Raw genomic sequence first — 25,591 nt, 5'->3', positions numbered from 1 at the left:
AAAAATTCAGGGGGCTCCACCAATGGCAGAATGCCCCAAACTATCGGCCAGGTAGATCCGCACATCCCGGAACTCCACCGACTCATCCAGGTCCGGCAGGGTGCAGCTGTCCCGCCTGCTGAGCGCCCGGTAGGGGGGATAGTCGAAGTCCTTGACCCGGGAATCGGCGACCAGTACCTGCGGTGCCCGGGCTGCGAACCGCTGCAGCCAGGGCAGATTCTCCCGGTCGTAGAGAACATCGGCAACGATGATGATATCCAGCTCGCCGCTCACTGCGAAATAGTCATCACTGAGGCTCAGCTCGACCCCGTTGAGACGGGCGTTGACCCCGGTGGCGGCGAGCGCCAGGGGGTCGATATCGCAGGCGATCACCTCCCGCGCACCGGCCAGGGCGGCGGCGATGGCAACCACCCCTGAACCGCAGCCGAAATCCAGTACCCGCCTGCCCCTCACCCGGGCCGGGTTATCCAGCAGGTAACGGGCCAGTACCTGCCCCGAGGCCCAGCAGAACACCCAGTACAGCGGGTTATCCATAATCCGTTGCATCTCGGCTGCACTGAGATTTCCGCGCGGATAATCGGGCGACAGCAGCAGTAGCTGCATCTCGGGGACATCGGGCAGGGTCATGGTCGCCAGCTCGCCGCCGGGGATAATGGCAGCGAGTGCGGACTGTAAAGCTTCTCGAGGGTCAGACATGGGCGCGGATTATAACGCTTGTGCTGGCGGACACGGGTATTACACTAGCGGCCATGTCCGAACTGCCCCCCTACCTCGTCCCCCACAGCCAGGAGGAAATCCGTATCCTGTACGCGGACGAGCACCTGTTGCTGGTGCGCAAACCGGACCTGCTGCTGAGCATTCCCGGTCGCCATCCGCTCAACCGGGATTGCCTCATTACCCGCCTGCAGCGGGACTATCCCAGCGCCAGCATCGTCCACCGGCTGGACCTGGACACCTCGGGCATCATGATCATCCCGCTGGACAAGCCGACCCACGCCCATATCAGCCGGCAGTTCCAGCAACGCAAGGTGGAGAAAAGCTACCACGCGGTGGTCTACGGCCGGGTGGCGGAGGATGAGGGCAAGATCGAGCTGCCCATTCGCTGCGACTGGGAGCGTCGCCCGCTGCAGATGATCGACCATGAACGGGGTAAATACGCCCTCACCCACTACCGGGTGCTGGAGCGACAGGCTGATCGTACCCGCCTGTTGCTCAAACCGGTGACCGGGCGCTCCCACCAGCTGCGCATTCACCTGCGCGAGCTGGGTCACCCGATCCTGGGCTGCGACATGTACGCCCATGCCGAAGCGCTGGCGATGGCGGACCGCCTGCTGCTGCACGCCACGAGCATCGGCTTCGAGCACCCGGCCACCGGCCAGTGGCTGAGCGCTGAGTGCCCGCCGGATTTTTAAACGCCTAGAAGTGGTTGAGGATATAGCCCAACACCATCACCTGCGGCACCGTGATCAACGGCAGGTACAGGGCGATCTTCCAGGAGCGGGAGGTATCCCTGATTGACATCACCTCGGTATAGTCGGTGGCCACTCCCGCCATCAGGAAGGTAAAGGCGTTGCCCGGCGCCCCCGCCCGGTTGAGCAGGTCGGCTGCGATCGGTGTGGAACCCTCACTGCAGACTTCGATGATGGTGGTCGCCAGCAGGGTCAGCCACAGTCCGCCCATGGTGGCGCCGAACCAGGTGGCGAAACTCTCTTCCGGCATCAGCGCGCGAATCGCCCCCGCCAGGATAAGGCCGAACAGGGACCAGCGGATAACCACCCGCGAACCGGCGAAGCCATCCCTGAGGATACCGGCGGTGCCACTGGCGGAGAGCGTCATCGACTGGCGCAGCTCGGCCCACATTTCTCCCAGCGGCCGCTCCTCACCCAGTTCCTCCCGCGAGGGATTTTGCGGCAGGGTACCGCGGGCGACCAGGGCGTCAAAGATAAGCCCCGAGATAATCCCGATCACCAGTGACAGGACAATAAACAGCAGCGTCCAGCCGACACCGATCAGACCGAACAGGATCAGGGTCAGCGAAAAGGAATTCCAGGGACTGGCCAGCAGGAAGGCCATCACCTGGCCAATGGTGGCGCCCCGTTCGTAGAGTTTCATGCCCACGGCGAGAATACCGTGGCTGCAGAGGTCGAGAAACACGCCGGCCAGCGTGGCCCGCAGCAGCCCGTGCAGGCCGCCATCGCGTCCCAGCACGCCCATCACCAGCTCCCGCGGCACCCGGCTCAGCAGGCCCACGAAGACAATACCCAGGGCCATCCCCCACCACATTGCATTAAACAGTTCAAAGATACCGCCGGTAAATACCCCGAAGGCCGTGTCATGGTCGTGAGGAGCCAGGGCACCCAGGGGATAGGCGACAGCAACAATCACCAGGCAGGTCCAGAGGAAATAGTCCCTGTTGGCCGGGGTTTCACAGCAGCTGTCGTCACTCTGCGCCGGGTGACAGCTGGCGCTGGTCTCCGCCGCTTGTTGGCTGGCGCAGCAGCTGCCTTCCCGGCGCTGGTCGCCCTGTTGTTGGTCAATGGCTGTCATGGGCTGCGCTCCTCACCGTGGGCCAGGTCTTCGAGAATGGCGCACTCCGGTCCCTCGTCGCCCCGGCAGCGGCTGGCCATATCCTCCAGCACCCCCTGCATCGACTTCAGCGCATCGATGCGCTGCTGCAGCTGGGCGCTTTTTTCCAGCACCAGCTGGCGGGCATGGCGGCTCTGGCGCCCGCTATCCCGGTGCAGGTCGAGCAATTGCCGGCACTCTTCCAGGTCGAAGCCCACTTCCCGGGCCCGGCCCAGGAACTGCAGCTCTTCCACCGCCGCGTCTTCATACTGGCGGTAGCCATTGTCGCCGCGCCGGGGGCTGGCGATCAGGCCGATGTCTTCATAGTAACGAATGGTTTTACTGCTGAGCCCGCTGCGACGGGCCGCTTCCGAGATATTCATCAGCACCTCCTGGCTGTCCATAGCGCCAATGTAAACCTTCCTGTAGCTGGAAGGTCAAGCCCCTTGCCGGAATGTTATCGGGGCCCGCTTCAAGCGGACAGCGACCCGCTTCCCGGGACTCCCAGCTCGCGCCCCAGGTACTCGGCAAACAGCCGGGCCCGGGCGCTGACCGCCTCCGGCAGGTCAGTCACCAGGTAATGGGAGTGTCGGGCCTCGACGGTGGGCCCGCCCAGGGCCACCAGGGAACCGTTGCGCAGGTCGCTGGACACCTCTATGCGGTCCGCCAGGAATACGCCGCAGCCATCCCTGGCGGCGGCTATACCCAGGTAGGAGTCCTGGACATAGATATGCGACCGGGCATCGCGCTCGCGCAGCCCCTGGTTTGCCAGCCAGCGCTGCCAGCGTCCATGGCGGTCGTGAATCAGCGGCAGACGCAGCAAGTCGCGGGGCTCGCTGACAGCACCCTCCGGCGGCAACAGGGCCGGGCTGAGCACCGGGCCATAGGATTCGCGAAACAGCTCCCGCACCACTTTTTTGGGCGCCCGGGGTTCGCCAAAGCAGACCGCGACCTCGACGTTGGCGGGCAACTCCTGCTGCAGGGGATTGATGTTGTCGAGACGGATCTCGATTTCCGGGTAGCTGCGGTTGAAGTCGGCAATCATGGCCAGCAACCAGCAGGCGGAAATTGACGGGGGCGCGGCGATCACCAGTTCCCCGGGCAGGGAGGTCGGATCCACCGACAGTGCGCCCTCGGTCAGCCGGTCCAGGGCCTCGCTGACGGCCCGGGCCAGGCGCCGTCCCTCCAGGGTGAGCGCCAGCCGGTTATTGCTGCGATCGAACAGCTGTGTTCCCAGCTGCGCTTCCAGCTGGCGGATCTGCCGGGAGACCGCGCCGTGGGTGACCCCCAGTTCGTCGGCGGCTCGCCGCAGGTGGCAGTGGCGGGCCGCCACCTCAAAGGCCCGCAGGGCATTGAGGGGCAGGTTGCGACGGGTAATGTCCATGGGCTCGCCTTTGGTTACTTTTAATCACCAATAATGTGCAAATATATCGATTGTAGTGAGATATGCAATACGGACAATAAGCACCATGCAAACCGTAGCGGAACCAGGCAAGCCCATGAATCTCCACCTCCATGACCCCGCCCTGCTCCACGCCGACAGCTTTATCGACGGCCAGTGGCGCGGCGCGCAGCAGCGCTTTCCCGTCTGCAACCCCGCCAGCGGCGAGACCATTGCCGAGGTGGCCGATCTCGGGGCGGCCGCCACCCGCGAGGCGATAGCCGCGGCACAGCGGGCCATGGCCAGCTGGCGCGAGCGCCCGGCGACAGAGCGCAGCACCCTGCTGCGGCGCTGGTTCGAGCTGATCCTGGCCCACCGGGAGGACCTGGCCCGGCTGATGACCGCGGAACAGGGCAAGGTGCTGGCGGAAGCACGGCTGGAAATCACCTACGCGGCATCCTTTGTCGAGTGGTTCGCCGAGGAGGCCAAGCGCATTTACGGTGACCTTATCCCGGGCCCCGCGGATCGCAGGGCGATCGTGATCAAGCAGCCGGTCGGCGTGGTTGCGGCAATCACCCCCTGGAACTTTCCCAGCGCCATGATCACCCGCAAGGTGGGACCCGCCCTGGCCGCCGGCTGTGCCGTGGTACTGAAACCGGCGGCGGAAACGCCGCTGTCGGCGCTGGCGCTGGCGGAACTGGCGGACCGGGCCGGCATTCCCCGCGGCCTGCTCAACGTGGTTACCGGCACGGATGCCGAGGCCATCGGCCGGGAACTGACCGCCAGCGATACCGTGCGCAAACTCACCTTCACCGGCTCCACCGCGGTGGGTAAAAAACTGCTGTCCCAGAGTGCGGATACGGTGAAAAAGGTATCCATGGAGCTGGGCGGCAACGCGCCCATCCTGGTGTTCGCGGACGCCGACCTGGATGCCGCGGTGCAGGGCGCCATCGCCAGCAAGTACCGCAACGCGGGACAGACCTGCGTCTGTGCCAACCGCCTGCTGGTGGATGACAGTATCTACGACAGCTTCCTGGAAAAATTTGCCGCCCGGGTGGCCCGCTTCACCGTCGGCGACGGCATGGACGAAAACACCACACTCGGGCCGCTGATTGATCCCCGCGCGCGGGCCAAGGTCGGTGCGATGGTGGAAGATTCAGTTGCTGCCGGCGCCCGCCTCGTCACGGGTGGCCAGGCACTGGATGAACTGGGCCCCAGCTTCTACCAGCCCACGGTGCTTGCGGATGTGACTGCCGATATGCGCGTGTTCCGCGAGGAAATTTTTGGCCCCGTGGCCCCGGTGCTGCGCTTTCGCGATGAGGCGGAAGCCATTGCCATGGCCAACGACACTGAGTACGGTCTCGCCGCTTACCTCTATACTGCAGACATTGGCCGGGTATGGCGGGTCAGCGAGGCCATCGAGTACGGCATGGTAGGGGTTAATGAAGTGGCCATTACCTCGGAACTGGTACCCTTCGGCGGCATGAAGGCGTCCGGGCTGGGACGGGAAGGTTCCCGTTACGGCATCGATGACTACGTCGAGGTCAAATATATTTGCATGGGCGGAATAAACCCGGCCTGAGCACGGCGCAACAACAGGAGACAAGATCATGTCCGCAGTCATCTACCCCACCACCAACCTGGCGGCCACCGAGCAACTGAAGTTTGAGCGCGGCGAAGGCGTGTATGTTTACGACCAGGACGGCAAACAGTACCTGGAAGGACTGGCCGGCCTCTGGTGCACCGGCCTCGGCTACGGCAACCGGGAGCTGATCGATACCATTACCGAGCAGCTGGGCAAACTGTCCTACACCCACACCTTCGGCGGCAAGACCCACCAGTCCGTCATCGACCTCGCCGACAAACTGGCCGCCATGGTGCCGGTCCGCGATGCCATGGTGTTCTTCGGCAACTCGGGCTCCGACGCCAACGACAGCCACATCAAGCTGTTGCGCTACTATTTCAATGCCATCGGCAAACCGGAGAAGCGCAAGATCATCACCCGCCAGCGCGCCTACCACGGGGTGACCGTCGCCGCCGGTTCCCTGACCAGCCTGCCCGCCAACCTGGCCCATTTTGACCCGCCGCTGGAGGCCCTCGGCATTCTGCGCACCGACCACCCGCACTACTACCAGGGCGCCCAGGGCAACGAAACCGAGCCGGAGTTTGTCGCCCGTATCTGCAACAACCTGGAACAGCTGATCCTCGCCGAGGGCCCGGAAACCATCGCCGCCTTTATCGCCGAGCCAATTACCGGCGCCAGCGGGGTCATCGTGCCTCCCGCCGGTTACTACGAGAAGGTACAGGCCATCCTCGACAGGTACGACATCCTGTTCTGGGCAGACGAGGTCATTACCGGTTTCGGCCGCACCGGCAAACTGTTTGGCTGCGACACCATGAACATCCAGCAGCCGGCAATGATGACTTTCGCCAAACAGCTGTCCTCCGCCTACTACCCGATCAGCGCCGCGGTCATTCGCGGCGACATGTACGAGCCGATGGTGGCCGCCAGTGAAAAAGTCGGCGTTTTCGGCCATGGCTTTACCTACTCGGGGCACCCGGTCGCCTGCGCCGCCGCGCTCAAAACCCTGGAAATCTATGCGCGCGACGGGCTCTACGACAACGCGGCAGTCCAGGGTGAGTACCTGCAGTCGCGGCTGGCGGAATTCATGGACTTCGAGCAGGTGGGGGAAGTCAGGGGCAAGGGTCTGCTGGCGGCCATCGAGCTGGTGGAGGACCGCCGCAGCAGGTCGCCCGACATCGCGCTGGCCAAGAAAGTAACCCAGGCGGCCCAGGACAACGGCCTGATTGTGCGCAACGTTGCCGGCAACGCGCTGGCGATGTGCCCGCCGCTGATCATCACCCGGGCACAGGTCGATGAGATGCTGGAGAAACTGAAGCTGGCTTTGCAGCAATCCACCTGAAGTCGCGGTGCCTGTGATGGATCCCGGCCTTCGCCGGGATGACGATTGCGGAACACGGATGAGCGGAAGAAATTTATAAGCCGCTGTCATCCCGGCGCACGCCGGGATCCATAACTACTCGAGTTATACGGCCCGCAGGTACTCCACCATCAACTGCAGGCTCCTGTTGCCCCGGAACTCGTTGACATCGAGACGGTAGGCAATTTCCACCTGGCTGGCTGCCGCGTCCGGCCATCGCTCCAGGTCCACGTTGAAAGCAATGGCATCGACGACCCGCGAGGTGCCGGGCGCCGACAACACCAGCTTGAGGTGTTTCTCCCCCACCAGCCGCTGCTGGACAATATCGAACACGCCATCGAATACCGGCTCCGGGAAATGCTGCCCCCAGGGGCCGGCGAAGCGCAGCTCAGTGGCCAGCTCCAGCCGCATTTCGTCCGCGGCGAGCTCGCCGTCCGACTCCACCACCGCCTGCAGGTGGACATCGTCGGCATGGCGCGCGACCTCGGCGACAAAAGCGCGATTGAAGTCATCATAGGCATAGGCGGGAATGCTCAACCCGGCGGCCATGGCGTGGCCGCCGAATTTGAGGATCATCCCCGGATGCCGTGTCGCCACCGCGTCGAGTATGTCGCGAATGTGGATACCCTGGATAGAGCGGGCGGAGCCCTTAATCTCGCCGTTGTCGCCGTCGGCAAAGGCGATCACCGGCCGGTGCAAGCGGTCCTTGATGCGCGAGGCCAGAATGCCGATAACCCCCTGGTGCCAGTCCGCCTGGTACAGCGTCATGGCCACCGGCAGCCCCTCTTCTTCCAGCGGCAGCTGGTCCAGCAGTTGCAGCGCCTGCTGCTGCATGTCCTGCTCGATCTGGCGGCGGTCCTGGTTTTTCTGGTGCAGTTCCGCCGCCAGGGTTCTGGCGCCAGCCCGGTCCTCGCTCAGCAGGCACTCGATACCCACCGAAATATCGTCGAGCCGGCCCGCGGCGTTGATCCGGGGCCCCACGGCAAAGCCGAGGTCGGAGGCGACTACTGAATGCAGCGGTCGCGCGGCGACCTCCAGCAGCGCCAGGATGCCGGCACGCGCCTGGCCGGCGCGAATGCGCTGCAGCCCCGCCGCCACCAGTATGCGGTTATTGCGGTCCAGCGGCACCACATCGGCCACCGTGCCCAGCGCCACCAGGTCGGTCAGCCGGCCCAGGTTGGGCTCCTCGCGCCCGGCGAACCACTGGCGCCGGCGCAGTTCGGCGCGCAGGGCCAGCATGATGTAAAAAATCACCCCCACGCCTGCCAGGCTCTTGCTCGGGAACTCACAGCCGGGCTGGTTGGGATTGACGATCACGTCCGCCAGCGGCAATTCCTGCCCGGCCAGGTGATGATCGGTGATCAGGGTGGCTATGCCCTGCTCCCTGGCGGCCGCTACCCCGTCGAGACTGGATATCCCGTTGTCCACGGTGATGATCAGGTCAGGCCTGCCGCGGGACAGGGCCAGTTCGACAATCTCCCGGGTCAGTCCGTAGCCGTATTCGAAGCGGTTGGGCACCAGGTAGGAGACCTCACTGGCACCAAAGGAGCGCAACGCTGACAGTGCCAGTGCGGTGCTGGTGGCTCCGTCGGCGTCATAATCGCCGACCACGAGAATACGCTGCTGGCGGGCAATGGCGTCCGCCAGTAACACGGCGGCGCGGTCGGCGTTGAGCAGTTTCGCCGGCGGCACAAGCTGGCCCAGACCCAGCTCGAGCTCCTCCGGGGATCTTATCCCGCGGGCGCTGTATACCCGGGCCAGCAGAGGATGCAGGCCACCGCCAGCCAGCGCTGCAGCGGCTGCCTGGCGGCGGCGGATGTGTCTGTTCATCGCGGCGCCCGTCAGGCGTTGAGGTTGGCCACCATGAATGACTGCACCGCGGCCAGCTCGTTGGGCAGAACTTCACAGCGCTCGGGCCGCTCGAACAGGTCCCGCAGATGGTGGGGCAGGAAGGGTTCGTCGTCCAGGCCCGCCTTCTTCACCGCGCCGGGAAACTTGGCCGGATGGGCTGTCGCCAGGGTCACCACCGGCACACCGGCGGGCAGGTCCGCGGCGAACGCCGCTTTTACCCCAATAGCGCTGTGCGGGTCGAGCATGTACTCACAGCGCCGCCAGGTCTCGGCCATTTGCGCGCAGGTGCCAGCGTCATCCACGCACTGGCTGGAAAACAGGGCGCGCGCGCGGGCCATTGCCTGCTCGGAAAAGCTGATGTCGCCCTGGTCAAAATCGGCCATCAGGCCGGCGATGGCGCTGCCGTCCCGGTCGTACAGATCGAACAGCAGGCGCTCGAAGTTGGATGACACGGTAATGTCCATGCTCGGCGACAGCGAATGCGCCAGGGGCTGACGGCCGTAACTGCCCCGGGTCATCACCCGGTGGAGGACATCGTTGCGGTTGGTGGCAATGATCAGGCGCTCCACAGGCAGTCCCATCTGCCTGGCCAGGTAACCGGCGAAGATGTCGCCGAAATTGCCGGTGGGCACCGAGAAAGCGACCTTGCGCGCCGGGGCGCCCAGCGCCACCGCCGCGTAAAAGTAGTAGACGATCTGGGCCATGATGCGCGCCCAGTTAATGGAGTTGACCGCCACCAGGCTGCGGTCCCCGGCCAGGAAGCTGCGATCATTGAAGCTCGCCTTGACCATGGCCTGGCAGTCGTCGAAATTGCCCTCAATGGCCAGGTTGTGGATGTTGTCGCCCACCACCGTGGTCATCTGCTTGCGCTGCACGTCGGATACCCGCCCGTGGGGATGGAGGATGAAAATATCGATGTTCTTGCAGCGCTTGCAGCCCTCGATCGCCGCCGAGCCGGTGTCGCCGGAGGTCGCCCCCATGATGACGACTTTCTGGTGCTTGCGCTCCAGCACGTAGTCCAGCAGGCGGCCGAGCAGCTGCAGGGCAAAGTCCTTGAAAGCCAGGGTCGGGCCGTGGAACAGTTCCAGCACCCACTGGTTGTTCGCCAGTTGCACCATCGGCGCCACCGCGCCGTGGCGGAATTCGGCGTAGGTTTCGTCGAGGATGGTTTCCAGGTCGCTCGCCGGAATACTGCCGGCGACGAAGGGCGCGATAATTTTCTGCGCCAGCCGGGGGTAATCCAGCTCGGCCATGGCCGCGATTTCCTCGGCGCTGAATGTCGGCAGTGACTCGGGCACATAGAGCCCGCCGTCGGCCGCCAGCCCGGTCAGCAGGACCTGTTCAAAATCGAGGGTGGGGGCCTGGCCCCGGGTACTGATGTATTTCATGTCCTTACCTTAACCGTCCAGGTCTTCCACCCGGATCCGGGCTACCTCGCCGGACACCGAATCCAGCGCTTCAATGGTCGCCACGGCCTCATCCATATTGCCCTGGGCCGCGGCATTGGTCAGCATGATCAAGGGCACCCGGGTTTCACCGGCCGCCGGCGCCTTCTGGATAAGCGCCTCGATGCTGATTCCGTGTTCACTGAAAATCGACGTGATCGACGACAGCACGCCAGGCTTGTCCTCGGCTTCCATGCGCAGGTACCAGGGCGTGACCACCGCTTCCATCGGCAGCACCGGCAGGTCTTTGAGCCTGGCGGTGGCGAAGCCAAGGGCCGGCACCCGGCAGACCTGGCCCGCCGAAAGTTCCCGCGCCAGGTCAACGATGTCGGCCACCACCGCGGAGGCGGTCGGCTCGGCCCCGGCGCCGGCGCCATAATACAGAGTCGGTCCCACCGCGTCGCCCTCGACCAGCACCGCGTTTTTCACCCCGTTGACGTTGGCGAGCAGGCGGGCCTCGGGTATCAGCGTGGGATGTACCCGCAGTTCCACACCCTCATCGCCCTGCTTGGCCACACCCAGGTGCTTGATGCGGTAACCCAGTTCCTCGGCGTACTCCACATCGTCCGGCGTCACACGGGCAATGCCCTCGGTGTAAACCGAGCTGAACTGCAGGGGCATGCCAAAGGCCAGCGAGGCGAGAATAACCAGCTTGTGCGCGGCATCGATGCCCTCGACATCGAAGGTGGGATCGGCCTCGGCATAGCCCAGCGCCTGGGCTTCCGTCAGCACCTCGGCAAAATCCCTGCCCTTGTCGCGCATTTCACTGAGAATAAAATTACCGGTACCGTTGATAATGCCCGCCAGCCATTCCACCCGGTTGCCCGCCAGCCCCTCGCGCAGGGCCTTGATAATGGGGATGCCGCCGGCCACCGCTGCCTCGTAGCGAATGACCACGCCGTGCTGTTCGGCAAGGGCGAACAGTTCGTTACCGAACTCGGCGATCAGCGCCTTGTTGGCCGTGACCACGTGCTTGCCATTGGCAAGGGCTTCCTCGACCAGTTCTTTTGCCACCGTGGTGCCACCGATCAGTTCCACCAGCACCTGCACCTGCGGGTCGCGGGCCACCGCAAAAATATCGCGGCTTACCGGGGTGTCGCCCAGCGGGCAGTCCGGGTTGTCGCGCCGCGCCCCGACCAGGGCAATATCGATATCCGCCTGGGCGCGGGCACTGATGGCTTCTGCGTTGCGGCGCAGCACCTTGAAGGTGCCGCTGCCCACGGTACCCAGACCACAAATACCAATTTTTACTGCTTGCGAAGTCATTCCTTCCTACTGTCTCCGGTGGTTCCGGCCGCGCCTCAGGCGTGGCCGTCGTTCTTGATCATCTTGCGGATATTGCGGATCGCCTGGCGGGTCCGGTGTTCGTTTTCGATCAGACCGAAGCGCACGTAGCCCTCGCCGTATTCACCGAACCCGATCCCCGGCGACACGGCGACCCTGGCCTCCCTGAGCAGCTTCTTGCTGAAGTCCAGGGAGCCCATCCCGGCGTAGAACTCGGGAATTTTCGCCCACACGAACATGGTCGCCCGCGGTGGGTCGACGGGCCAGCCGGCATCGCTGAGACCGCTGCACAGCACATCCCGACGCGACTGGTACATGGCGTTGATTTCGGCAACACAGGACTGGTCGCCCTCCAGTGCCTTGATCGCGGCGACCTGGATGGGCGTGAACATGCCGTAATCCAGGTAGGACTTGATGCGGGCAAGCGCGCCCACCAGGGTTTTATTACCGCAGCAGAAACCCACTCGCCAGCCCGGCATGTTATAGCTCTTGGACATGCTGAAAAACTCGACCGCCACATCCATCGCGCCCTCTACCTGGAGGATGGAAGGCGCCTGGTAGCCGTCGTAACAGAGATCGGCGTAGGCCAGGTCCTGCACCACCCAGATCTTGTGTTCCTTGGCAATGGCGACCACCCGCTCGAAAAACTCCAGTTCCACGCAGTAGGTGGTGGGATTGGACGGGAAGTTGAGCACCAGCATCTTGGGCCGGGGCCAGCTGGTGTGAATCGCCTTTTCCAGTTCGACAAAAAACTCTTCCTCATTGGCGCCCATGGGCACATGGCGAATATCGGCGCCGGAGATCACGAAGCCGTAGGGATGGATGGGATAGGACGGGTTGGGCACCAGTACCGCATCGCCGGGACCGGTGGTCGCCAGCGCCAGGTGCGCCAGCCCCTCCTTGGAGCCGAGAGTGACAATGGCCTCGGTATCCGGATCCAGGCTCACCTGGTAGCGGCGCTGGTACCAGTCACAAATCGCCTTGCGCAGGCGCGGGATTCCCTTGGACTGGGAGTAGCGGTGGGTGTCGCCGCGCTGGGCGGTCTCCACCAGTTTGTCGACGATGTGATCGGGGGTCGGCTGGTCCGGGTTACCCATGCCAAAGTCGATGACGTCCTCCCCTGCCGCTCGCGCCTGCTGCTTTAAATCACCAATAATATTGAACACATAGGGAGGAAGGCGCGATATCCGCCGAAACTGATCGTCCACGGTAAATAACTCTGGTTTGGTGGCCCGGGGGGCCATGGGTGATAACAAAAAAGGTCAGAAACAGTACGGTTTCAGGGTGGGTATGTCAACGCGGGGATGACAGTGATTGAGCCCGCAACAGTGGAACTCGTCAACAGCAGCCTACGTCATCCCCGCCCAGGCGGGGATGACCGGGAGGACGGGAAGAAAAGTTTCCGAATAGGCCCTAGTCAAGCCCCAGGGTCACCATCAGCTGGTCGGCGCTCTGGTAGCCGGGAATCATCTGCCCGGTTTCAGTCACCATGGCCGGCGTGCCGCGAACGCCCATCTGCTGGCCCAGCTGGTATTGCGCCTGCACCGGATTGTCATCGCATTGCTTCACCGGCACCGCTTCCTTGTTTTTCAGCCGGGTCAGGGTGTCCTGGGGGTTGTCCGCGCACCAGGCCCCCACCATCTGGCGGTAACCGGCGGAATCCACCCCGGAGCGCGGATAGGCCAGGTAGCGCACCTCGACACCGCGCTTGTTCAGCTCGGGCACCTCCTTGTGCAACTTCTGGCAGTAGAAACAGGTGACATCGGTAAACACGGTGATGTGGGCGCGGGTTTCCCCTTGCGCCGGAAAAATAATCATGTCGTCGGTGCTCACGCTTTCCAGCTGGGCGACCCGTTCCCCGTCCCGGCGCTTTTCCGCCAGGTTAACGTACTGGCCATTGCTGACCTGGAACAGGTCACCGAGCAGGAAGTAGCCGCCATCTTCGGTGGCGTACACCAGCGGCCCGGATTCGAACTGCACGGCATACATGCCGGGTATTTCGCTGGTTTCCACCGACGCGACCTTGAGGCCCATGGCCGGACTGTTCAGCGCCGCGCTCAGCCTGTCGCTGAGCGCCTTGTCGACGGGGTTTCCCGCCTGGGCGAAAGCAGCCAGCGTCAGCAGCATCAGCGCGATAAAATTGCGGTGGAGTCGGGTGAGCATGGTGTTTCCTCTGTTACAGGTGACGGGGGTCGCCTGGCCATCACCAGGTGGGTGTGTTGTGTTTGAGCGTCATATACGCCAGGAGTTCCTCAACCCCGCGGATGATGCCGGGCGTGCAGTTCCTGCATCCGCTGCCTGGCCACATGGGTATATATCTGGGTAGTGGTCAGGTCGCTGTGCCCCAATAGCATCTGCACCACCCGCAGATCAGCTCCGTGATTGAGCAGATGGGTTGCAAAGGCGTGGCGCAGTGTATGGGGCGACAGGGCCTGCTTCAGCCCCGCGCGCTGGGCATACAGTTTAATACGATACCAGAAGGTCTGGCGAGTCATCTGCCGCCCTCTTTTGCTGGGAAACACCACTTCCGAGGGAATACCCTTCAACAATTCCATCCGCGGCCCCGCCAGATAGCGCTGGAACCAGCTTAGCGCCTCCTCGCCCATGGGCACCAGCCGCTCCTTGCTGCCCTTGCCAAAAACCCGGACCACCCCCTGGTTAACACTGACCTGGTTGACCTGCAGGCTAGTCAGCTCGGTCACCCGCAACCCGCAGGCATAGAGCAACTCGAGCATGGTGCGGTCGCGAAATTCCAGCGGGATGTCCAGGTCAGGGGCTTCCAGCAGTTTGTCCACGTCCGCCTCGGACAGGGACTTCGGCAAGGGCCGCCCCAGCTTCGGGCTGTCCACGTCCAGCGTGGGATCGACGGTCAGCCGGCCCTCGCGCAACAGATACCTGTAAAAACCCCGGGCACAGGACATAAAGCGGGCGGTAGAGCGCTGCGACTGACCCTGCTCCAGGCGCGCGCCCAGATAGGCCTGCAACTGGGAGCGATCGGCGCGGATCACGGAGCTGTTCCTGTGCTTGTCCAGCCACTCGTTGAACTGGCGCAGGTCGCGGCGGTAGGAACTCAGGGTGTTGTCGCTGAGACCCTTCTCCATCCACATGGCGTCGATGTAGCGTTCGATTTCGGGGTGTTCGATGAGTTCGGTCGACATTCCGTTAAGGTAGCATGAAATGTTGTTCTTTTGACTATCCGGTCCGGCGCCGGGGAGTACCTTGCTCCACGGCCACAAGCTCCGCCGCGTGTGCGGGCTGCTGCGCAACTCGACCATTTTTCGCTGCGCGAAAAATTGGGACTCAGACAGTGCTCGCAGAAAGCCCCCGCACACCCGGCTGCGCAAAAAGCAGTGGCCTGATTGTTCCGCAAGGAACTCCCCGACACCGGACCTACCACTGCTCACGAGCCCAACCGCGGGCTTGGTAGGAAGAGGTTTAGAGAAGGACGAGGTGAGGGTGATCCCGACCGCTCACCGTGTGCGCAAAAAATCGCCAGGGACAAAAAAACGGCCACTGGGGCCGCTTTCGGAAACTGCTGGAGAAAAGCTGGCTTAGCCCAGCTTCTCCTTGATGCGGGCCGCTTTACCAGACAGCTCACGCAGGTAGTACAGCTTGGCCTGGCGCACGTCGCCGCGACGCTTGACCGCAATGCTGTCAACCAGCGGGCTGTAAGTCTGGAACGTACGCTCAACGCCGACACCGTGGGAGATCTTGCGAACGGTGAACGCAGAGTTCAGGGCGCGGTTACGCTTGCTGATAACAACACCTTCGAACGCCTGCAGACGCTCGCGGTTGCCTTCCTTTACTTTTACCTGAACAACCACGGTGTCACCGGGGCTGAAATCAGGCAGCTGTTTTTCCATCTGTTCAGCTTCAAGCTGAGAAATGATCTTGTTGGTGCTCATGGCGCGCTCCTGTTGATTTCCAATCGTAGCTTCACAGCTAGCGGGTTAAATAATGTTCACTCCCGTTCGCGGAGATATTCCGCCAACAATTCCTCTTCCTCGGCCGTCATCGGCCGGCCGTGCAACAGGTCGGGGCGGCGCTCCTGCGTCCTGCCCAGTGCCTGCTTCAGGCGCCAGCGGCGAATCTGTTCGTGATTGCCACTGAGTAATACATCCGGTACCTGTTTACCCCGGTACTCCTCGGGCCGGGTGTAGTGCGGGCAGTCGAGCAGCCCATCGGCGTAGGAATCTTCCTGCGCGGACAACTCATGCCCCAGTACCCCGGGCAACTGGCGGGTCACCGCGTCGATGACCACCATGGCGGCGAGTTCGCCACCGCTTAACACATAGTCGCCAATGGAGAGTTCTTCATCCACCTCGGCCTCGATCAGGCGCTCGTCCACGCCTTCGTAACGGCCGGCGACCAGGATCAGCCCCTGCTCCTTCGACAGCGCCACCACCTTGTCGTGGTCCAGGCGCCTGCCCTGGGGCGACAGGTAGATGACTTTTGCACCCTGCCCTGCCTTGCCCCTCGCTGCAGCGATAGCCTGCTGCAGCGGATCTATCTTCATCAACATCCCCGGGCCGCCGCCGTAGGGCCTGTCGTCCACCGTGCGATGTTTGTCGCTGGTGAAATCCCGCGGGTTGCTGTGACTGATATCCACCAGCCCCTGCTTTACCGCCCGACCAGTTACCCCGTGCTTGCTGACCGCATCAAACATTTCCGGGAACAGGCTGACCAGTGCTATGCGCATCCTATTCCTCGAGGTACCAATCGACCTCCATCAGCCCCTCTTCCAGGCTCACCCGGACGACGGTGTCGTTGGGGAGATAGGGAATCAGGCGTTCCCGCTCGTCGATACTGCCGGCGCTGGCCTTGACCACCAGCACGTCATTGGCGCCGGTTTCGATCAGGTAGTCCACCTCACCCAGCAGTACCCGCTGGTCGCTGGTTCCGGGCTCCCGACCCCACACCTGCAAACCCTGCAGCTGGTGCCAGTAGAAGTCGCCCTCGTCCAGCGTGGGGAGGCTGTCGCCATCCACCACAATGTCGAGCCCCTTGAAGGACTCCGCCAGGGTGCGGTCATCGACCCCGGCAATATGGGCAATCATGCCCTTGCCGTGGCGCTTCCAGGCGTCGAACTCAATGCTTTCCATCGAGCCCCGGCGCTTGAGCTGCCACTTGCCGAAACGGAACAGGTTCTCTTCCGGATCGGTATATGAGTGTATTTTCACCCAACCCTTGATGCCGTAGCAGCCGGTAATCTTACCGGCAGTCAGCGAGTTGGCTCCGGACTCACCCATTAAAGACCGGTCGCCCGGCCTTAAGCCGCGGCGGCAGAGGCGTCCTTAACCAGCTTGGCGACGCGCTCGGACAACTGGGCGCCCTGGCCCTGCCAGTACTCGATGCGGTCGATATCAACGCGCAGGCGCTCTTCCTGGCCGCGCGCAACCGGGTTGAAGAAACCCACGCGCTCGATGAAGCGACCATTCCGCGCAGTGCGGTGATCGGCGACAGTCAGGTGGTAGAAGGGGCGCTTCTTGGAGCCGCCACGTGCAAGACGAATTGTTACCATTTGTATTAATTTCCCAATAAATTAGAGGCATCTGACGCGATCTCGATCATCTGCCCACGACAAAACCCGACACACGGGCCGGAAAGGTGGCGTATCATACGGAAATCACACCGGGAAAGAAACCCTGTAAACAGAATTTTTTCAGGTAATTCCGCGGGTTAGGGGCGTTAAGGGAGGACGACCAGGGCCGGGTCACTTCTGGCTTACCGGCGACCGTCATCCCGGCGCACGCCGGGATCCATATCTCGAATTTCGGTAAGTCACTCAAAGGCAATGGATTCCGGCGTGCGCCGGAATGACGAAGAGTTGGCCATGGGTTCCGGCGTGCGCCGGAATGACGAAGAGTTGGCCATGGGTTCCGGCGTGCGCCGGAATGACGAAGAGTTGGCCATGGGTTCCGGCATGCGCCGGAATGGCGAAGAGTTGGCAAAGTATCCCGTTGCGCCGGGATGACCTTCGGAGAACCGAAGGTCACTTGAATGGCGGCATCCCGCCGGGACCACCCATGCCGGGCGGCATACCGCCACCGGGGCCGCCCATCATGCCGCCCATGCCGCGCATCATCTTCTGCATGCCGCCGCCCTTCATCTTTTTCATCATCTTCTGCATCTGCTTGTGCTGCTTGAGCAGACGATTGAGGTCCTGCACCTGGGTGCCGGAGCCCTTGGTGATGCGACGTTTGCGCGAGCCCTGGATCAGCTCGGGTTTGCGGCGCTCGGCCGGGGTCATGGAATTGATCATCGCCTCCATGCGGGCAAACTGCTTCATATCCAGGTTCTGCTGGGCCATCTGGGCCACATTACCCATGCCCGGCAGCTTGTCCAGCATGCCGGTGATGCCGCCCATATTGTTCATTTGCTGCAACTGGTCGCGGAAATCTTCCAGGTCGAAGCGTTGGCCTTTCTTGACCTTGCGCGCCAGTTTCTCGGCCTTCGCCTTGTCGACCTTCTGCTCCGCCTCCTCGATCAGCGACAGCACATCGCCCATGCCGAGGATGCGCGAGGCCAGGCGATCCGGGTGGAAGGGGTCCAGCGCCGCGGTTTTCTCGCCCACACCGAGAAACTTGATCGGCTTGCCGGTCACCGAGCGCACTGACAGCGCCGCACCGCCCCGGGTGTCGGCATCGACCTTGGTCAGGATTACCCCGGTCAACGGCAGGGTCTCGCCAAAGGCCCTGGCGGTATTGGCCGCGTCCTGGCCGGTCATGGCGTCAACCACAAACAGGGTCTCGACAGGGTCGAGGGCCTTATGCAGGGCGGCAATCTCGGCCATCATGTCGGCGTCGACGGCCAGCCGGCCGGCAGTATCGACGATCAGCACATCCGCGAAGTTTTTGCGGGCGTGACTGAGGGCCGCATTGGCAATATCCACCGGCTTCTGCGAGGGATCAGAGGGGAAAAAGTCCACGCCCACCTCTGCCGCCAGGGTCTCCAGCTGCTTGATCGCCGCCGGGCGGTACACGTCCGCCGACACCACGGTGACTTTTTTCCTGTCACGCTCCCTGAGCAGCTTCGCCAGCTTGGCCACCGAGGTGGTTTTACCCGCGCCCTGCAGGCCCGCCATCAGGATGATTGCCGGCGGCTGGGTGGCCAGGTTCAGGCCTTCGTTGGCACTGCCCATGACCGATTCCAGTTCACTCTGGACGATCTTCAGGAACACCTGGCCCGGGCTGAGGCTCTTCATGACCTCCTGGCCAAGGGCGCGCTGCTTCACCGCCTCGACAAAGTCCTTGACCACCGGCAGGGCGACATCGGCCTCCAGCAGGGCCATGCGCACTTCCCGCAGGGTATCCTGAATATTGTCTTCGGTGAGGGTGGCCTTGCCGGTGATGGAACGCAGGCTGTTTGACAGGCGATCGCTGAGACTCTGGAACATCTTGATACTCTCGAACTACTTTTAAGGAGAGCGGCCGCTATTGATTCTACCGGGCCACTTCTGTACAAAGGTGCGAAGTATACGCCACCTCGGTCCAACCCCCAAACTGATGTCAGCCAGCCTCCTAGCACCCATCGTCGCGCTGCTCTACCTCGCCGCGACGGCCCTGCACGTGATGCACATATTCCAGCACCGCCAGGGGCTTAGCCGGGGCGTTGCCGTGCTCGGCGGGCTGGCGATACTCTGCCACAGCGTGGTTGCGGTCCAGGGCGTTAGCGGCGTCGGCGGACTGAGCCTGGGCTTCTACCGGATATCCGCCCTGATGTTTCTGGCCATCAACCTGGTCTGCGTGCTGCTCATGCTCCGGCGCCCATTGCAGAACCTGCTGGTAGTACTGTTTCCGCTCTCGGCCATGTCGGTGCTGGTCTCGACCTTCGCCCCGGAGACCGCGGCCATCACCACCCGGCTGCCGGGGGGAATGCTGCTGCATATCGGCAGCTCGATTCTCGCCTATGCGGTGCTGACCCTGGCGGCGGCACAGTCGGCTTTGGTGGCGGCCCAGGACTACCAGCTGCGCCATCGCCACACCCGCGGCATCGTGCAGATCCTGCCGCCCCTGCAATTGATGGAAACCATGCTGTTCGAATTGTTGCTGGTGGGCGTCATCCTCCTCACCGTGGCCATCGTCAGCGGTTTTATATTCATCGACGACATCTTTGCCCAGCACCTGGTGCACAAGACCGTCCTGACCATGCTCGCCTGGGTGTTGTTCTCGGTGCTGCTGTGGGGGCACTACCGACTGGGCTGGCGCAGCCAGCTGGCGGTGCGCCTGACCCTCGCCGGCTTTGCGGCGCTGATGCTCGCCTTCTTCGGTTCCAAGCTGGTACTTGAAGTGGTGCTCCAGCGGGGCTGAAACCAAAGGTTGCGGGGCTTGCCCCGACCCGGCTTTTTCTTCAAGATACCGTCTCAGAAATTACTACAGGTTTGCTTTTCTCTTGAACGAAGCACCGCTGGGTCTCCTCTTCTCGATTCTGGCTGCACTCATACTTCTCTCCGGTTTCTTCTCCAGTTCAGAGACCGGCATGATGTCCCTCAATCGATATCGGCTGAAACACCTGCAAAACAACAAACATCGTGGCGCTATCCGCGCCGGCAGGCTGCTGGAACGGCCGGACCGGCTGATCGGCCTCATCCTCATTGGCAACAACCTGGTGAATATCTTCGCCTCCGCCATCGCCACCATTATCGCCATCCGGCTGTGGGGCGATGCCGGTATTTTCATCGCCACACTGGCGTTGACGCTGGTAATCCTGATATTTGCCGAGATCACCCCCAAGACCATTGCCGCCCTGCACCCGGAAAAAATCGCCTTTCCGGCCAGCCTCATCCTGCTGCCGCTGCTGAAAATGCTCTATCCAGTGGTGGCCGCGGTCAACTGGATCACCAACGGCCTGCTGCGAATGCTGGGTGTCGATCCCGCCAAGCAGAACGATGAACACGTCTCTTCCGATGAGCTGCGCACTATCGTCACCGACGCCGGGCAGCTGATACCCGCCCGGCACCGGGGCATGCTGCTCAATATTCTCGACCTGGAGCAGGTCAGCGTCGACGACATCATGGTGCCGCGCAACGAAGTCTTCGGCATTGACCTGGATGACAGTGACGATGAGATCCTGCGCCACATCCAGAACAGCGCCCATACCCGCCTGCCAGTGTGGAGAGAGGACATCAACAATATCGTGGGCATGTTGCACATGCGCAACATAAGCCGGGTAATAGACGCCCAGGGCCTGGATCGGCGCGCCCTGGAACGGGAAATAGACGAGCCCTACTTCATTCCCGAAAGCACGCCTCTGCATACCCAGTTGCTCAACTTCCAGAAGCAGAAACACCGCCTGGCCGTGGTCGTGGATGAATACGGGGAAGTGATGGGCGTGGTGGCGCTGGAGGACATCCTCGAGGAGATCGTCGGTGAGTTCACCTCCAGCATCGCCGGCGCCGAAGAAACCATATTCCCCCAGCGGGACGGCAGTTTCATCATTGTCGGCAATGCCAATATCCGCGAGGTCAACAAGTCACTGGACTGGAGCCTGCCGACCGACGGGCCGAAAACGCTCAGTGGCCTCATCCTGGAGTACCTTGAAGGCTTCCCGGACGGCAACGCGGGGCTTTCCATCGACGGCTACCGGCTGGAAATTCTCGAACTCCAGGGCAATGTGGTGCAGGCGGTACGCGCTGACGTCATACCCGCGGCGCCCTCGATGTAGGGCCTAACCCAGGCGGATATGGCTTGATTCCCTGCGCCGGGCAATGGCTTTTTGCAGAATGTCCTGTTTACCCTCGGGCGTTTCCATAAACCAGTCGGTTATCTCCTTGGCGCTGCGAAAGCAGCCCAGGCAGATGTCATCGTCATCCAGCACACAGATTGACACGCAGGGTGACGGCACTTCGTTATCGTTCACGATTGTTCCTCCAGTTCCCGCAGGTAACGCCGGGCGTTGCCGACGTAGTGATCCGCATTGTGCTGCAGCGCCAGTTGCATCTCCTTACTCAACTCCCGTACCACCTTGGCGGGCGACCCCAGCGCCATGGAGCCATCCGGAATCTCGGTGCCCTCGGTCACCAGGGCGTTGGCGCCGATCAGGCAACCCTTGCCGACCCTGGCGCCGTTGAGCACCACCGCATTGATGCCGACCAGGGTGCCGTCGCCGATATGACAGCCGTGGATCATGGCGTTGTGGCCGACGGTGACATTTTCACCGATCACCGCGGGAAAGCCGGGGTCGGCGTGAATCACGGTACCGTCCTGGATATTACTGCCCGCGCCGATTTCGATCCGGTCAGCATCGCCGCGCAGCACGCAACTGAACCAGACGCTGGCATTTTCGTGCAGTACGACATCACCGATCACCGCCGCGTTGGGGGCGATAAAGTGACCGTCGCCCTGCAGGTCCGGCTGCTTGTCCCCGAGAGAATATTTCATGGTTTGCTATTCCAGTTGCGTTGTAAATCGAGCCCGGCATCGTAGGCAATATTGGCCAGCAGCGCCAGCACCGCGGCAGTAACGCCCCAGATATTGTCCCCCTCCATCCGGTAGTGGGGAACCTTGCGCGGGCGCCCATCCACCCTGATGGTCTCGAGCCGGAACAACTCGCGGTCGGCAAAGCGATACAGTGGCTGGGTAAACACCGAATCGAATTCCTCGCGGTCGACGGTCAGGTCCAGCGCCGGCGGCACCCGGGCGATACAGGGGTGCACCTCGAACCCGGTGCGGGTCACCAGGGGCTGCAGTTCCCCCAGGGCATGGACCAGGTTCTCATCCAGACCCACCTCCTCCAGCGCTTCCCGCCTGGCGGTAACCCAGGGCGTGCGGTCCTGGGGCTCACGCTTGCCACCGGGAAAGGCGATTTCCCCCGGATGCAGTGTCAGGTGCAGGGCCCGGCGACCGAGGATCACCCGGGGCTGGTCCTCGTCGGACAGGGCCACCAGTACCGCGGCCTGGGGCAGCGAGCTGTGATCCCAGGTCAGGCCATCCAGCGCCAGCTGCTGTTCCAGGGTTTGCAGCACGGGAGACGACAGCGACATCAGCCTGCCCAACGGCTGGCTGGCATCGCTGCTGCCGCCAGCCGCCTAAACGCCACGGTCCTGCGCCGCGTAGAACCCGCTGGCGAACTCATCCAGCCTGCCCTGCTCTATTGCAGTGCGAATGCCCTGCATATGCTGCTGGTAGAAGTATAGGTTATGAATGGTGTTCAGCTGCGAGCCGAGAATCTCATTGCATTTGTCCAGGTGGTGCAGGTAGGCGCGGCTGAAGTTCTGGCAGGTATAACAGCCGCACTCCTCGTCCAGGGGCAGGGTGCTGGTCTTGTGGCGGGCGTTGCGCAGCTTGAGCACGCCGCGGGAGGTAAAAATATTGCCGTTGCGGGCGTTGCGGGTGGGCATCACACAGTCGAACATATCGACCCCGCGACGCACCCCTTCCAGCAGGTCCGCGGGGGTGCCAATCCCCATCAGGTAGCGCGGCCTGTCGACCGGCATGATCGGCTGCATCACCTCCAGCACCGCCATCATCTCCTCCTTGGGTTCACCGACGGACAGGCCGCCAATTGCATAGCCGTCGAAACCGATATCGGTGAGGCCGGCCAGGGACTCAGTGCGCAGGTGTTCGTACATACCGCCCTGGACGATACCGAACAGGGCCGCCGGGCTGTCGCCGTGGGCCGCCTTGCTGCGGGCAGCCCAGCGCAGGGACAGCTCCATGGACGCCCGTGCTGCTTCCTCGGACGCCGGATAGGGCGTACATTCGTCGAAGATCATCACAATATCGGCGCCGAGGCTGCGCTGGATGGCCATGGATTTCTCCGGATCGAGGAACACCGGGGAACCGTCCACCGGCGACTGGAACTTCACGCCCTCCTCGGTGATCTTGCGCATATCGCCCAGGCTGAATACCTGGAAGCCGCCGGAATCGGTGAGGATGGGGCCGTCCCAGTGCATGAAGTCGTGCAGGTCGCCGTGCTGCTCGATGATATCGGTGCCGGGGCGCAGCCACAGGTGGAAGGTATTACCGAGGATGATCTCGGCGCCGATTTCGCGGATATCCCGCGGCAGCATGCCCTTGACCGTGCCGTAAGTCCCCACCGGCATAAACGCCGGGGTTTCCACCGTGCCCCGGGGAAAATGCAGGCGGCCCCGGCGGGCGTTACCGTCGCTCCCCAGTCGCTCAAAGCGCATATGGCAGTGGCGGCTCATGCGTGCCCTGCCCCGGCGGTAATAAACATGGCATCTCCGTAACTGAAAAAGCGGTAGCGATTCTCCACCGCCGACCCATAGGCATTCATTATATGTGCCTTGCCGGCAAACGCACTGACCAGCATAAGCAGCGTGGATTCGGGCAAATGGAAATTGGTGACCATGGCATCCACCGCGCGAAACCGGTAGCCGGGATAGATAAAAATGTCGGTATCGCCGGTGAAAGGGGCTATGTCGCCCCCCTGGCTGGCGGACTCCAGCGAACGCACGGCGGTAGTGCCGACAGCGACTACCCGCCCGCCCCGCGCCCGGGTTTCCCGCACCGCGGCGCAGACCGCCTCGTCCACCTCCACGAATTCCGCGTGCATCACATGGTCCTCGATATTGTCGGCCCGCACCGGCTGGAAAGTGCCGGCGCCCACGTGCAGGGTGACCGTCACACTGCGCACCCCCAGCCTGGCGATATCAGCGAGCAGTTCCCGGGTAAAATGCAGGCCCGCGGTCGGTGCAGCCACCGCCCCTTCCCGCTCGGCGAATACCGTCTGGTAACGCTCCTGGTCGGAACCCTCATCCTCGCGCTCGATATAGGGCGGCAGGGGCATGTGGCCGATGTCGCCCATGATGTCGGCCAGAGCCGGGCCGCCCTCGCTGGAAATGGCGAACAGGGCATCCTCCCGACCCGTCACCTGCAGGCGATAGCGGCCCGGTTGGGCGCCCTCCTCTGCGGCCAGCAGGATAGCGGTGCCGGGTTTCGGCGATTTACTGCAGCGGATATGGGCCAGGGCGGTGTGGGAACCGGTGACCCGCTCCACCAGTAGCTCCAGCCTGCCGCCGGTCTCTTTCTGCCCCCACAGGCGCGCCGGAATGACCCGGGTATTGTTGAATACCAGCAGGTCGTCGGGGCGCAGCAGGCTTGTGAGGTCGGTAAAGCGGCGATGTTCTACCTGGCCGGTCATCCCGTCCAGGCACAACAGACGGCTGTCGCTGCGACCCGGGAGGGGGTACTGGGCGATGAGCTCTTGCGGAAGCTGGTAATTGAAGTCACTGCGTTTCATGCTTGCCCGTGAGGAACCCGGGCCGGCCAAACGCCAGCCCATTGACAGAAAAGCCGGCACTGGGCCGGCTTCGGGTTGCGGAACCGGGGACGTCAGTCTGCGCTGGCGTCGCCCTCTGCCTCGGCCGGCGCCTCATCGGCAGCGGCTTCATCTTCAGCCGGTGCTTCCTCGGGCTCGGCGGGCAGGGTCACCTTGATCAGCTCCTCGGCAACCAGGATTTTGACCTTCTCCTCACCATTGACCGGCTTCTTGTCCGCATCCTTGACCGCGTAGCGATCGTCGCTGCGCTTGTAAATGCTGTAGTCGGCAGTTTTCTTTACCAGTTTCATGGCCATGTTCTTTTCTCCTCAAAAGGTACTCAGATCACCCGCCCGCGGGCGGTGCGCGTGGTTAATAATTGCTCGAATCGGAGCTGGCGCGCAGTGTACCGCCAATTGCCGGTGGGGTTAAGGAAAAATATTGCAGTTTAAAGGCCGGTTGCTATAATCCCGCGCTCTCCAGATGGACACTTTCCGGTCCATTCCCCCTCTGTGCCGGAGTGGTGAAATTGGTAGACACAGGGGATTCAAAATCCGCAAGCGATTTTGTATCCTAGAGGGAAATAGTTACAATCTAAGCAGTGCCAGAGTGGTGAAATTGGTAGACACAGGAGATTCAAAATCTCCCGCCAGCAATGGTGTGCCGGTTCGAGTCCGGCCTCTGGTACCATCCTCCTTTCCTTTTTAAACCCAACGGATTATTTCCTGCCCCAAACCATAGATTTGGTCTTGGGATGCATCTGGGATACAAACTGAAGAACCTGGCTCTCCCCCATTAAGGGGGGATGGGCCGATATTCACTAAACCCGGTTAATAATGCCATCCCACCCGCAGTGGGTTAAGACGCGTAATCGGTAATTCTCAAAATTCCTGAATCCATAG

Annotated in this window: 27 protein-coding genes and 1 tRNA gene; 7 read left to right on the top strand and 21 right to left on the bottom strand. The window is 62.7% G+C overall.

Translation table 11 applies throughout. From position 1 onward, the window contains the following. Positions 1 to 6 precede the first annotated feature (6 nt). Entirely contained in the window at positions 7 to 696 is a 690-nt protein-coding gene (locus DWB85_RS04765) for a class I SAM-dependent methyltransferase (protein ID WP_117953069.1), read from the bottom strand. A 53-nt stretch (positions 697 to 749) separates the two neighbouring features. Here DWB85_RS04765 and DWB85_RS04760 point away from each other — a divergent pair, with 53 nt between their 5' ends. After that, the gene (locus DWB85_RS04760; protein ID WP_117953068.1) at positions 750 to 1,412 is read left to right on the top strand and encodes a pseudouridine synthase; all 663 of its coding nucleotides are present in this window, start codon (positions 750 to 752) and stop codon (positions 1,410 to 1,412) included. A gap of 4 nt (positions 1,413 to 1,416) precedes the next feature. Here DWB85_RS04760 and DWB85_RS04755 read toward each other — a convergent pair whose 3' ends face one another. The 3 genes from DWB85_RS04755 to DWB85_RS04745 form a co-directional block, all read right to left on the bottom strand. Next, positions 1,417 to 2,547, bottom strand: coding sequence for a permease (locus tag DWB85_RS04755; RefSeq protein ID WP_117953067.1), 1,131 nt, complete (start codon positions 2,545 to 2,547; stop codon positions 1,417 to 1,419). Further along, a complete protein-coding gene (gene cueR, locus DWB85_RS04750) occupies positions 2,544 to 2,948 on the bottom strand; it encodes a Cu(I)-responsive transcriptional regulator (RefSeq protein WP_117953285.1) in 405 nt (134 codons plus the stop codon). The genes DWB85_RS04755 and cueR overlap by 4 nt, the downstream gene beginning before the upstream one ends. 89 nt (positions 2,949 to 3,037) lie before the next feature. Beyond that, a complete protein-coding gene (locus tag DWB85_RS04745) occupies positions 3,038 to 3,949 on the bottom strand; it encodes a LysR substrate-binding domain-containing protein (RefSeq protein ID WP_117953066.1) in 912 nt (303 codons plus the stop codon). A 115-nt stretch (positions 3,950 to 4,064) separates the two neighbouring features. Here DWB85_RS04745 and DWB85_RS04740 point away from each other — a divergent pair, with 115 nt between their 5' ends. Together DWB85_RS04740 and DWB85_RS04735 are read left to right on the top strand one after the other, a co-directional pair. After that, the gene (locus tag DWB85_RS04740; protein ID WP_117953065.1) at positions 4,065 to 5,528 is read left to right on the top strand and encodes an NAD-dependent succinate-semialdehyde dehydrogenase; all 1,464 of its coding nucleotides are present in this window, start codon (positions 4,065 to 4,067) and stop codon (positions 5,526 to 5,528) included. A gap of 28 nt (positions 5,529 to 5,556) precedes the next feature. Beyond that, a complete protein-coding gene (locus tag DWB85_RS04735; RefSeq protein WP_117953064.1) occupies positions 5,557 to 6,870 on the top strand; it encodes an aminotransferase in 1,314 nt (437 codons plus the stop codon). A 123-nt stretch (positions 6,871 to 6,993) separates the two neighbouring features. On the opposite strand, the gene recJ is transcribed toward DWB85_RS04735, so the two are convergent. The 10 genes from recJ to rpsP form a co-directional block, all read right to left on the bottom strand. Beyond that, positions 6,994 to 8,718, bottom strand: a complete 1,725-nt coding sequence (gene recJ, locus DWB85_RS04730) for a single-stranded-DNA-specific exonuclease RecJ (protein WP_117953063.1) — start codon at positions 8,716 to 8,718, stop codon at positions 6,994 to 6,996. 11 nt (positions 8,719 to 8,729) lie between these two features. Then, positions 8,730 to 10,127 carry a threonine synthase gene (gene thrC / locus DWB85_RS04725; RefSeq protein WP_117953062.1) on the bottom strand — a complete coding sequence of 466 codons (1,398 nt, stop codon included), beginning with the start codon at positions 10,125 to 10,127 and terminating at the stop codon, positions 8,730 to 8,732. Between the two features lie 9 nt (positions 10,128 to 10,136). Further along, a complete protein-coding gene (locus DWB85_RS04720) occupies positions 10,137 to 11,450 on the bottom strand; it encodes a homoserine dehydrogenase (RefSeq protein WP_117953061.1) in 1,314 nt (437 codons plus the stop codon). A gap of 35 nt (positions 11,451 to 11,485) precedes the next feature. Further along, entirely contained in the window at positions 11,486 to 12,676 is a 1,191-nt protein-coding gene (gene alaC / locus DWB85_RS04715; RefSeq protein WP_117953284.1) for an alanine transaminase, read from the bottom strand. A gap of 205 nt (positions 12,677 to 12,881) precedes the next feature. Then, on the bottom strand, positions 12,882 to 13,631 hold the full coding sequence (locus DWB85_RS04710; RefSeq protein WP_117953060.1) for a thioredoxin fold domain-containing protein: 750 nt from the start codon (positions 13,629 to 13,631) through the stop codon (positions 12,882 to 12,884). 89 nt (positions 13,632 to 13,720) lie between these two features. After that, positions 13,721 to 14,626, bottom strand: coding sequence for a site-specific tyrosine recombinase XerD (xerD, locus tag DWB85_RS04705; protein ID WP_117953059.1), 906 nt, complete (start codon positions 14,624 to 14,626; stop codon positions 13,721 to 13,723). A gap of 393 nt (positions 14,627 to 15,019) precedes the next feature. Beyond that, positions 15,020 to 15,373 carry a 50S ribosomal protein L19 gene (gene rplS / locus DWB85_RS04700; protein WP_117953058.1) on the bottom strand — a complete coding sequence of 118 codons (354 nt, stop codon included), beginning with the start codon at positions 15,371 to 15,373 and terminating at the stop codon, positions 15,020 to 15,022. A gap of 56 nt (positions 15,374 to 15,429) precedes the next feature. Further along, positions 15,430 to 16,167 carry a tRNA (guanosine(37)-N1)-methyltransferase TrmD gene (gene trmD / locus DWB85_RS04695; RefSeq protein ID WP_117953057.1) on the bottom strand — a complete coding sequence of 246 codons (738 nt, stop codon included), beginning with the start codon at positions 16,165 to 16,167 and terminating at the stop codon, positions 15,430 to 15,432. Between the two features lies 1 nt (position 16,168). Continuing rightward, on the bottom strand, positions 16,169 to 16,717 hold the full coding sequence (gene rimM, locus DWB85_RS04690) for a ribosome maturation factor RimM (protein WP_117953056.1): 549 nt from the start codon (positions 16,715 to 16,717) through the stop codon (positions 16,169 to 16,171). A gap of 20 nt (positions 16,718 to 16,737) precedes the next feature. After that, positions 16,738 to 16,989 carry a 30S ribosomal protein S16 gene (gene rpsP / locus DWB85_RS04685; RefSeq protein ID WP_117953055.1) on the bottom strand — a complete coding sequence of 84 codons (252 nt, stop codon included), beginning with the start codon at positions 16,987 to 16,989 and terminating at the stop codon, positions 16,738 to 16,740. Positions 16,990 to 17,274: 285 nt separating this feature from the next. Here rpsP and DWB85_RS19495 point away from each other — a divergent pair, with 285 nt between their 5' ends. After that, a complete protein-coding gene (locus DWB85_RS19495; protein ID WP_162846007.1) occupies positions 17,275 to 17,442 on the top strand; it encodes a hypothetical protein in 168 nt (55 codons plus the stop codon). A gap of 18 nt (positions 17,443 to 17,460) precedes the next feature. Here DWB85_RS19495 and ffh read toward each other — a convergent pair whose 3' ends face one another. Further along, positions 17,461 to 18,864 (bottom strand): signal recognition particle protein, encoded by a 1,404-nt coding sequence (ffh, locus tag DWB85_RS04675; RefSeq protein ID WP_117953053.1) that lies wholly within the window; start codon positions 18,862 to 18,864, stop codon positions 17,461 to 17,463. Between the two features lie 109 nt (positions 18,865 to 18,973). Between ffh and DWB85_RS04670 the strand changes: the two genes are divergently transcribed. Continuing rightward, positions 18,974 to 19,777, top strand: a complete 804-nt coding sequence (locus DWB85_RS04670; protein WP_117953052.1) for a cytochrome C assembly family protein — start codon at positions 18,974 to 18,976, stop codon at positions 19,775 to 19,777. An 82-nt stretch (positions 19,778 to 19,859) separates the two neighbouring features. After that, entirely contained in the window at positions 19,860 to 21,131 is a 1,272-nt protein-coding gene (locus tag DWB85_RS04665) for an HlyC/CorC family transporter (RefSeq protein ID WP_117953051.1), read from the top strand. A 3-nt stretch (positions 21,132 to 21,134) separates the two neighbouring features. Here the strand turns inward: DWB85_RS04665 and DWB85_RS04660 are convergent, their stop codons facing one another. The 6 genes from DWB85_RS04660 to DWB85_RS04635 all read right to left on the bottom strand — a co-directional run bounded on the left by DWB85_RS04660 (position 21,135) and on the right by DWB85_RS04635 (position 25,006). Then, positions 21,135 to 21,326 carry a DUF1289 domain-containing protein gene (locus DWB85_RS04660; RefSeq protein WP_117953050.1) on the bottom strand — a complete coding sequence of 64 codons (192 nt, stop codon included), beginning with the start codon at positions 21,324 to 21,326 and terminating at the stop codon, positions 21,135 to 21,137. Beyond that, a complete protein-coding gene (locus DWB85_RS04655) occupies positions 21,323 to 21,847 on the bottom strand; it encodes a gamma carbonic anhydrase family protein (RefSeq protein ID WP_117953049.1) in 525 nt (174 codons plus the stop codon). The genes DWB85_RS04660 and DWB85_RS04655 overlap by 4 nt, the downstream gene beginning before the upstream one ends. Further along, positions 21,844 to 22,449 carry an NUDIX hydrolase gene (locus DWB85_RS04650; RefSeq protein ID WP_117953048.1) on the bottom strand — a complete coding sequence of 202 codons (606 nt, stop codon included), beginning with the start codon at positions 22,447 to 22,449 and terminating at the stop codon, positions 21,844 to 21,846. The genes DWB85_RS04655 and DWB85_RS04650 overlap by 4 nt, the downstream gene beginning before the upstream one ends. Positions 22,450 to 22,494: 45 nt before the next feature. Then, positions 22,495 to 23,598 (bottom strand): tRNA guanosine(34) transglycosylase Tgt, encoded by a 1,104-nt coding sequence (tgt, locus tag DWB85_RS04645; RefSeq protein ID WP_205422667.1) that lies wholly within the window; start codon positions 23,596 to 23,598, stop codon positions 22,495 to 22,497. Positions 23,599 to 23,612: 14 nt separating this feature from the next. After that, positions 23,613 to 24,671: a tRNA preQ1(34) S-adenosylmethionine ribosyltransferase-isomerase QueA gene (gene queA, locus DWB85_RS04640; RefSeq protein ID WP_117953046.1), complete on the bottom strand. Its 1,059-nt coding sequence runs from the start codon at positions 24,669 to 24,671 to the stop codon at positions 23,613 to 23,615. A gap of 92 nt (positions 24,672 to 24,763) precedes the next feature. Continuing rightward, positions 24,764 to 25,006, bottom strand: a complete 243-nt coding sequence (locus DWB85_RS04635; RefSeq protein ID WP_117953045.1) for a hypothetical protein — start codon at positions 25,004 to 25,006, stop codon at positions 24,764 to 24,766. A 286-nt stretch (positions 25,007 to 25,292) separates the two neighbouring features. Between DWB85_RS04635 and DWB85_RS04630 the strand changes: the two genes are divergently transcribed. Beyond that, positions 25,293 to 25,379, top strand: a tRNA-Leu gene (locus DWB85_RS04630). Positions 25,380 to 25,591 lie beyond the last annotated feature (212 nt).

This window comes from Seongchinamella sediminis (genome assembly GCF_003457605.1).
Classification (GTDB): Bacteria; Pseudomonadota; Gammaproteobacteria; order Pseudomonadales; family Halieaceae; genus Halioglobus; species Halioglobus sediminis.
Note: the sequence above shows the minus strand (reverse complement) of the source record. Positions and strands in the feature narration are given on the sequence as shown.

What these genes read in the sequence shown, in the direction of transcription:
- DWB85_RS04655 (WP_117953049.1), bottom strand. Translation starts at nt 21,847, where the DNA reads ATGAAATATTCTCTCGGGGACAAGCAGCCGGACCTGCAGGGCGACGGT.
- thrC (WP_117953062.1), bottom strand. Translation starts at nt 10,127, where the DNA reads ATGAAATACATCAGTACCCGGGGCCAGGCCCCCACCCTCGATTTTGAA.
- rplS (WP_117953058.1), bottom strand. Translation starts at nt 15,373, where the DNA reads ATGAGCACCAACAAGATCATTTCTCAGCTTGAAGCTGAACAGATGGAA.
- recJ (WP_117953063.1), bottom strand. Translation starts at nt 8,718, where the DNA reads ATGAACAGACACATCCGCCGCCGCCAGGCAGCCGCTGCAGCGCTGGCT.
- rpsP (WP_117953055.1), bottom strand. Translation starts at nt 16,989, where the DNA reads ATGGTAACAATTCGTCTTGCACGTGGCGGCTCCAAGAAGCGCCCCTTC.
- DWB85_RS04760 (WP_117953068.1), top strand. Translation starts at nt 750, where the DNA reads ATGTCCGAACTGCCCCCCTACCTCGTCCCCCACAGCCAGGAGGAAATC.
- DWB85_RS04635 (WP_117953045.1), bottom strand. Translation starts at nt 25,006, where the DNA reads ATGGCCATGAAACTGGTAAAGAAAACTGCCGACTACAGCATTTACAAG.
- DWB85_RS04650 (WP_117953048.1), bottom strand. Translation starts at nt 22,449, where the DNA reads ATGTCGCTGTCGTCTCCCGTGCTGCAAACCCTGGAACAGCAGCTGGCG.
- queA (WP_117953046.1), bottom strand. Translation starts at nt 24,671, where the DNA reads ATGAAACGCAGTGACTTCAATTACCAGCTTCCGCAAGAGCTCATCGCC.
- cueR (WP_117953285.1), bottom strand. Translation starts at nt 2,948, where the DNA reads ATGAATATCTCGGAAGCGGCCCGTCGCAGCGGGCTCAGCAGTAAAACC.
- DWB85_RS04740 (WP_117953065.1), top strand. Translation starts at nt 4,065, where the DNA reads ATGAATCTCCACCTCCATGACCCCGCCCTGCTCCACGCCGACAGCTTT.
- xerD (WP_117953059.1), bottom strand. Translation starts at nt 14,626, where the DNA reads ATGTCGACCGAACTCATCGAACACCCCGAAATCGAACGCTACATCGAC.
- ffh (WP_117953053.1), bottom strand. Translation starts at nt 18,864, where the DNA reads ATGTTCCAGAGTCTCAGCGATCGCCTGTCAAACAGCCTGCGTTCCATC.
- DWB85_RS04735 (WP_117953064.1), top strand. Translation starts at nt 5,557, where the DNA reads ATGTCCGCAGTCATCTACCCCACCACCAACCTGGCGGCCACCGAGCAA.
- DWB85_RS04765 (WP_117953069.1), bottom strand. Translation starts at nt 696, where the DNA reads ATGTCTGACCCTCGAGAAGCTTTACAGTCCGCACTCGCTGCCATTATC.
- DWB85_RS04745 (WP_117953066.1), bottom strand. Translation starts at nt 3,949, where the DNA reads ATGGACATTACCCGTCGCAACCTGCCCCTCAATGCCCTGCGGGCCTTT.
- DWB85_RS04755 (WP_117953067.1), bottom strand. Translation starts at nt 2,547, where the DNA reads ATGACAGCCATTGACCAACAACAGGGCGACCAGCGCCGGGAAGGCAGC.
- DWB85_RS04670 (WP_117953052.1), top strand. Translation starts at nt 18,974, where the DNA reads ATGTCAGCCAGCCTCCTAGCACCCATCGTCGCGCTGCTCTACCTCGCC.
- DWB85_RS04710 (WP_117953060.1), bottom strand. Translation starts at nt 13,631, where the DNA reads ATGCTCACCCGACTCCACCGCAATTTTATCGCGCTGATGCTGCTGACG.
- trmD (WP_117953057.1), bottom strand. Translation starts at nt 16,167, where the DNA reads ATGCGCATAGCACTGGTCAGCCTGTTCCCGGAAATGTTTGATGCGGTC.
- tgt (WP_205422667.1), bottom strand. Translation starts at nt 23,598, where the DNA reads ATGCGCTTTGAGCGACTGGGGAGCGACGGTAACGCCCGCCGGGGCCGC.
- DWB85_RS04720 (WP_117953061.1), bottom strand. Translation starts at nt 11,450, where the DNA reads ATGACTTCGCAAGCAGTAAAAATTGGTATTTGTGGTCTGGGTACCGTG.
- rimM (WP_117953056.1), bottom strand. Translation starts at nt 16,717, where the DNA reads ATGGGTGAGTCCGGAGCCAACTCGCTGACTGCCGGTAAGATTACCGGC.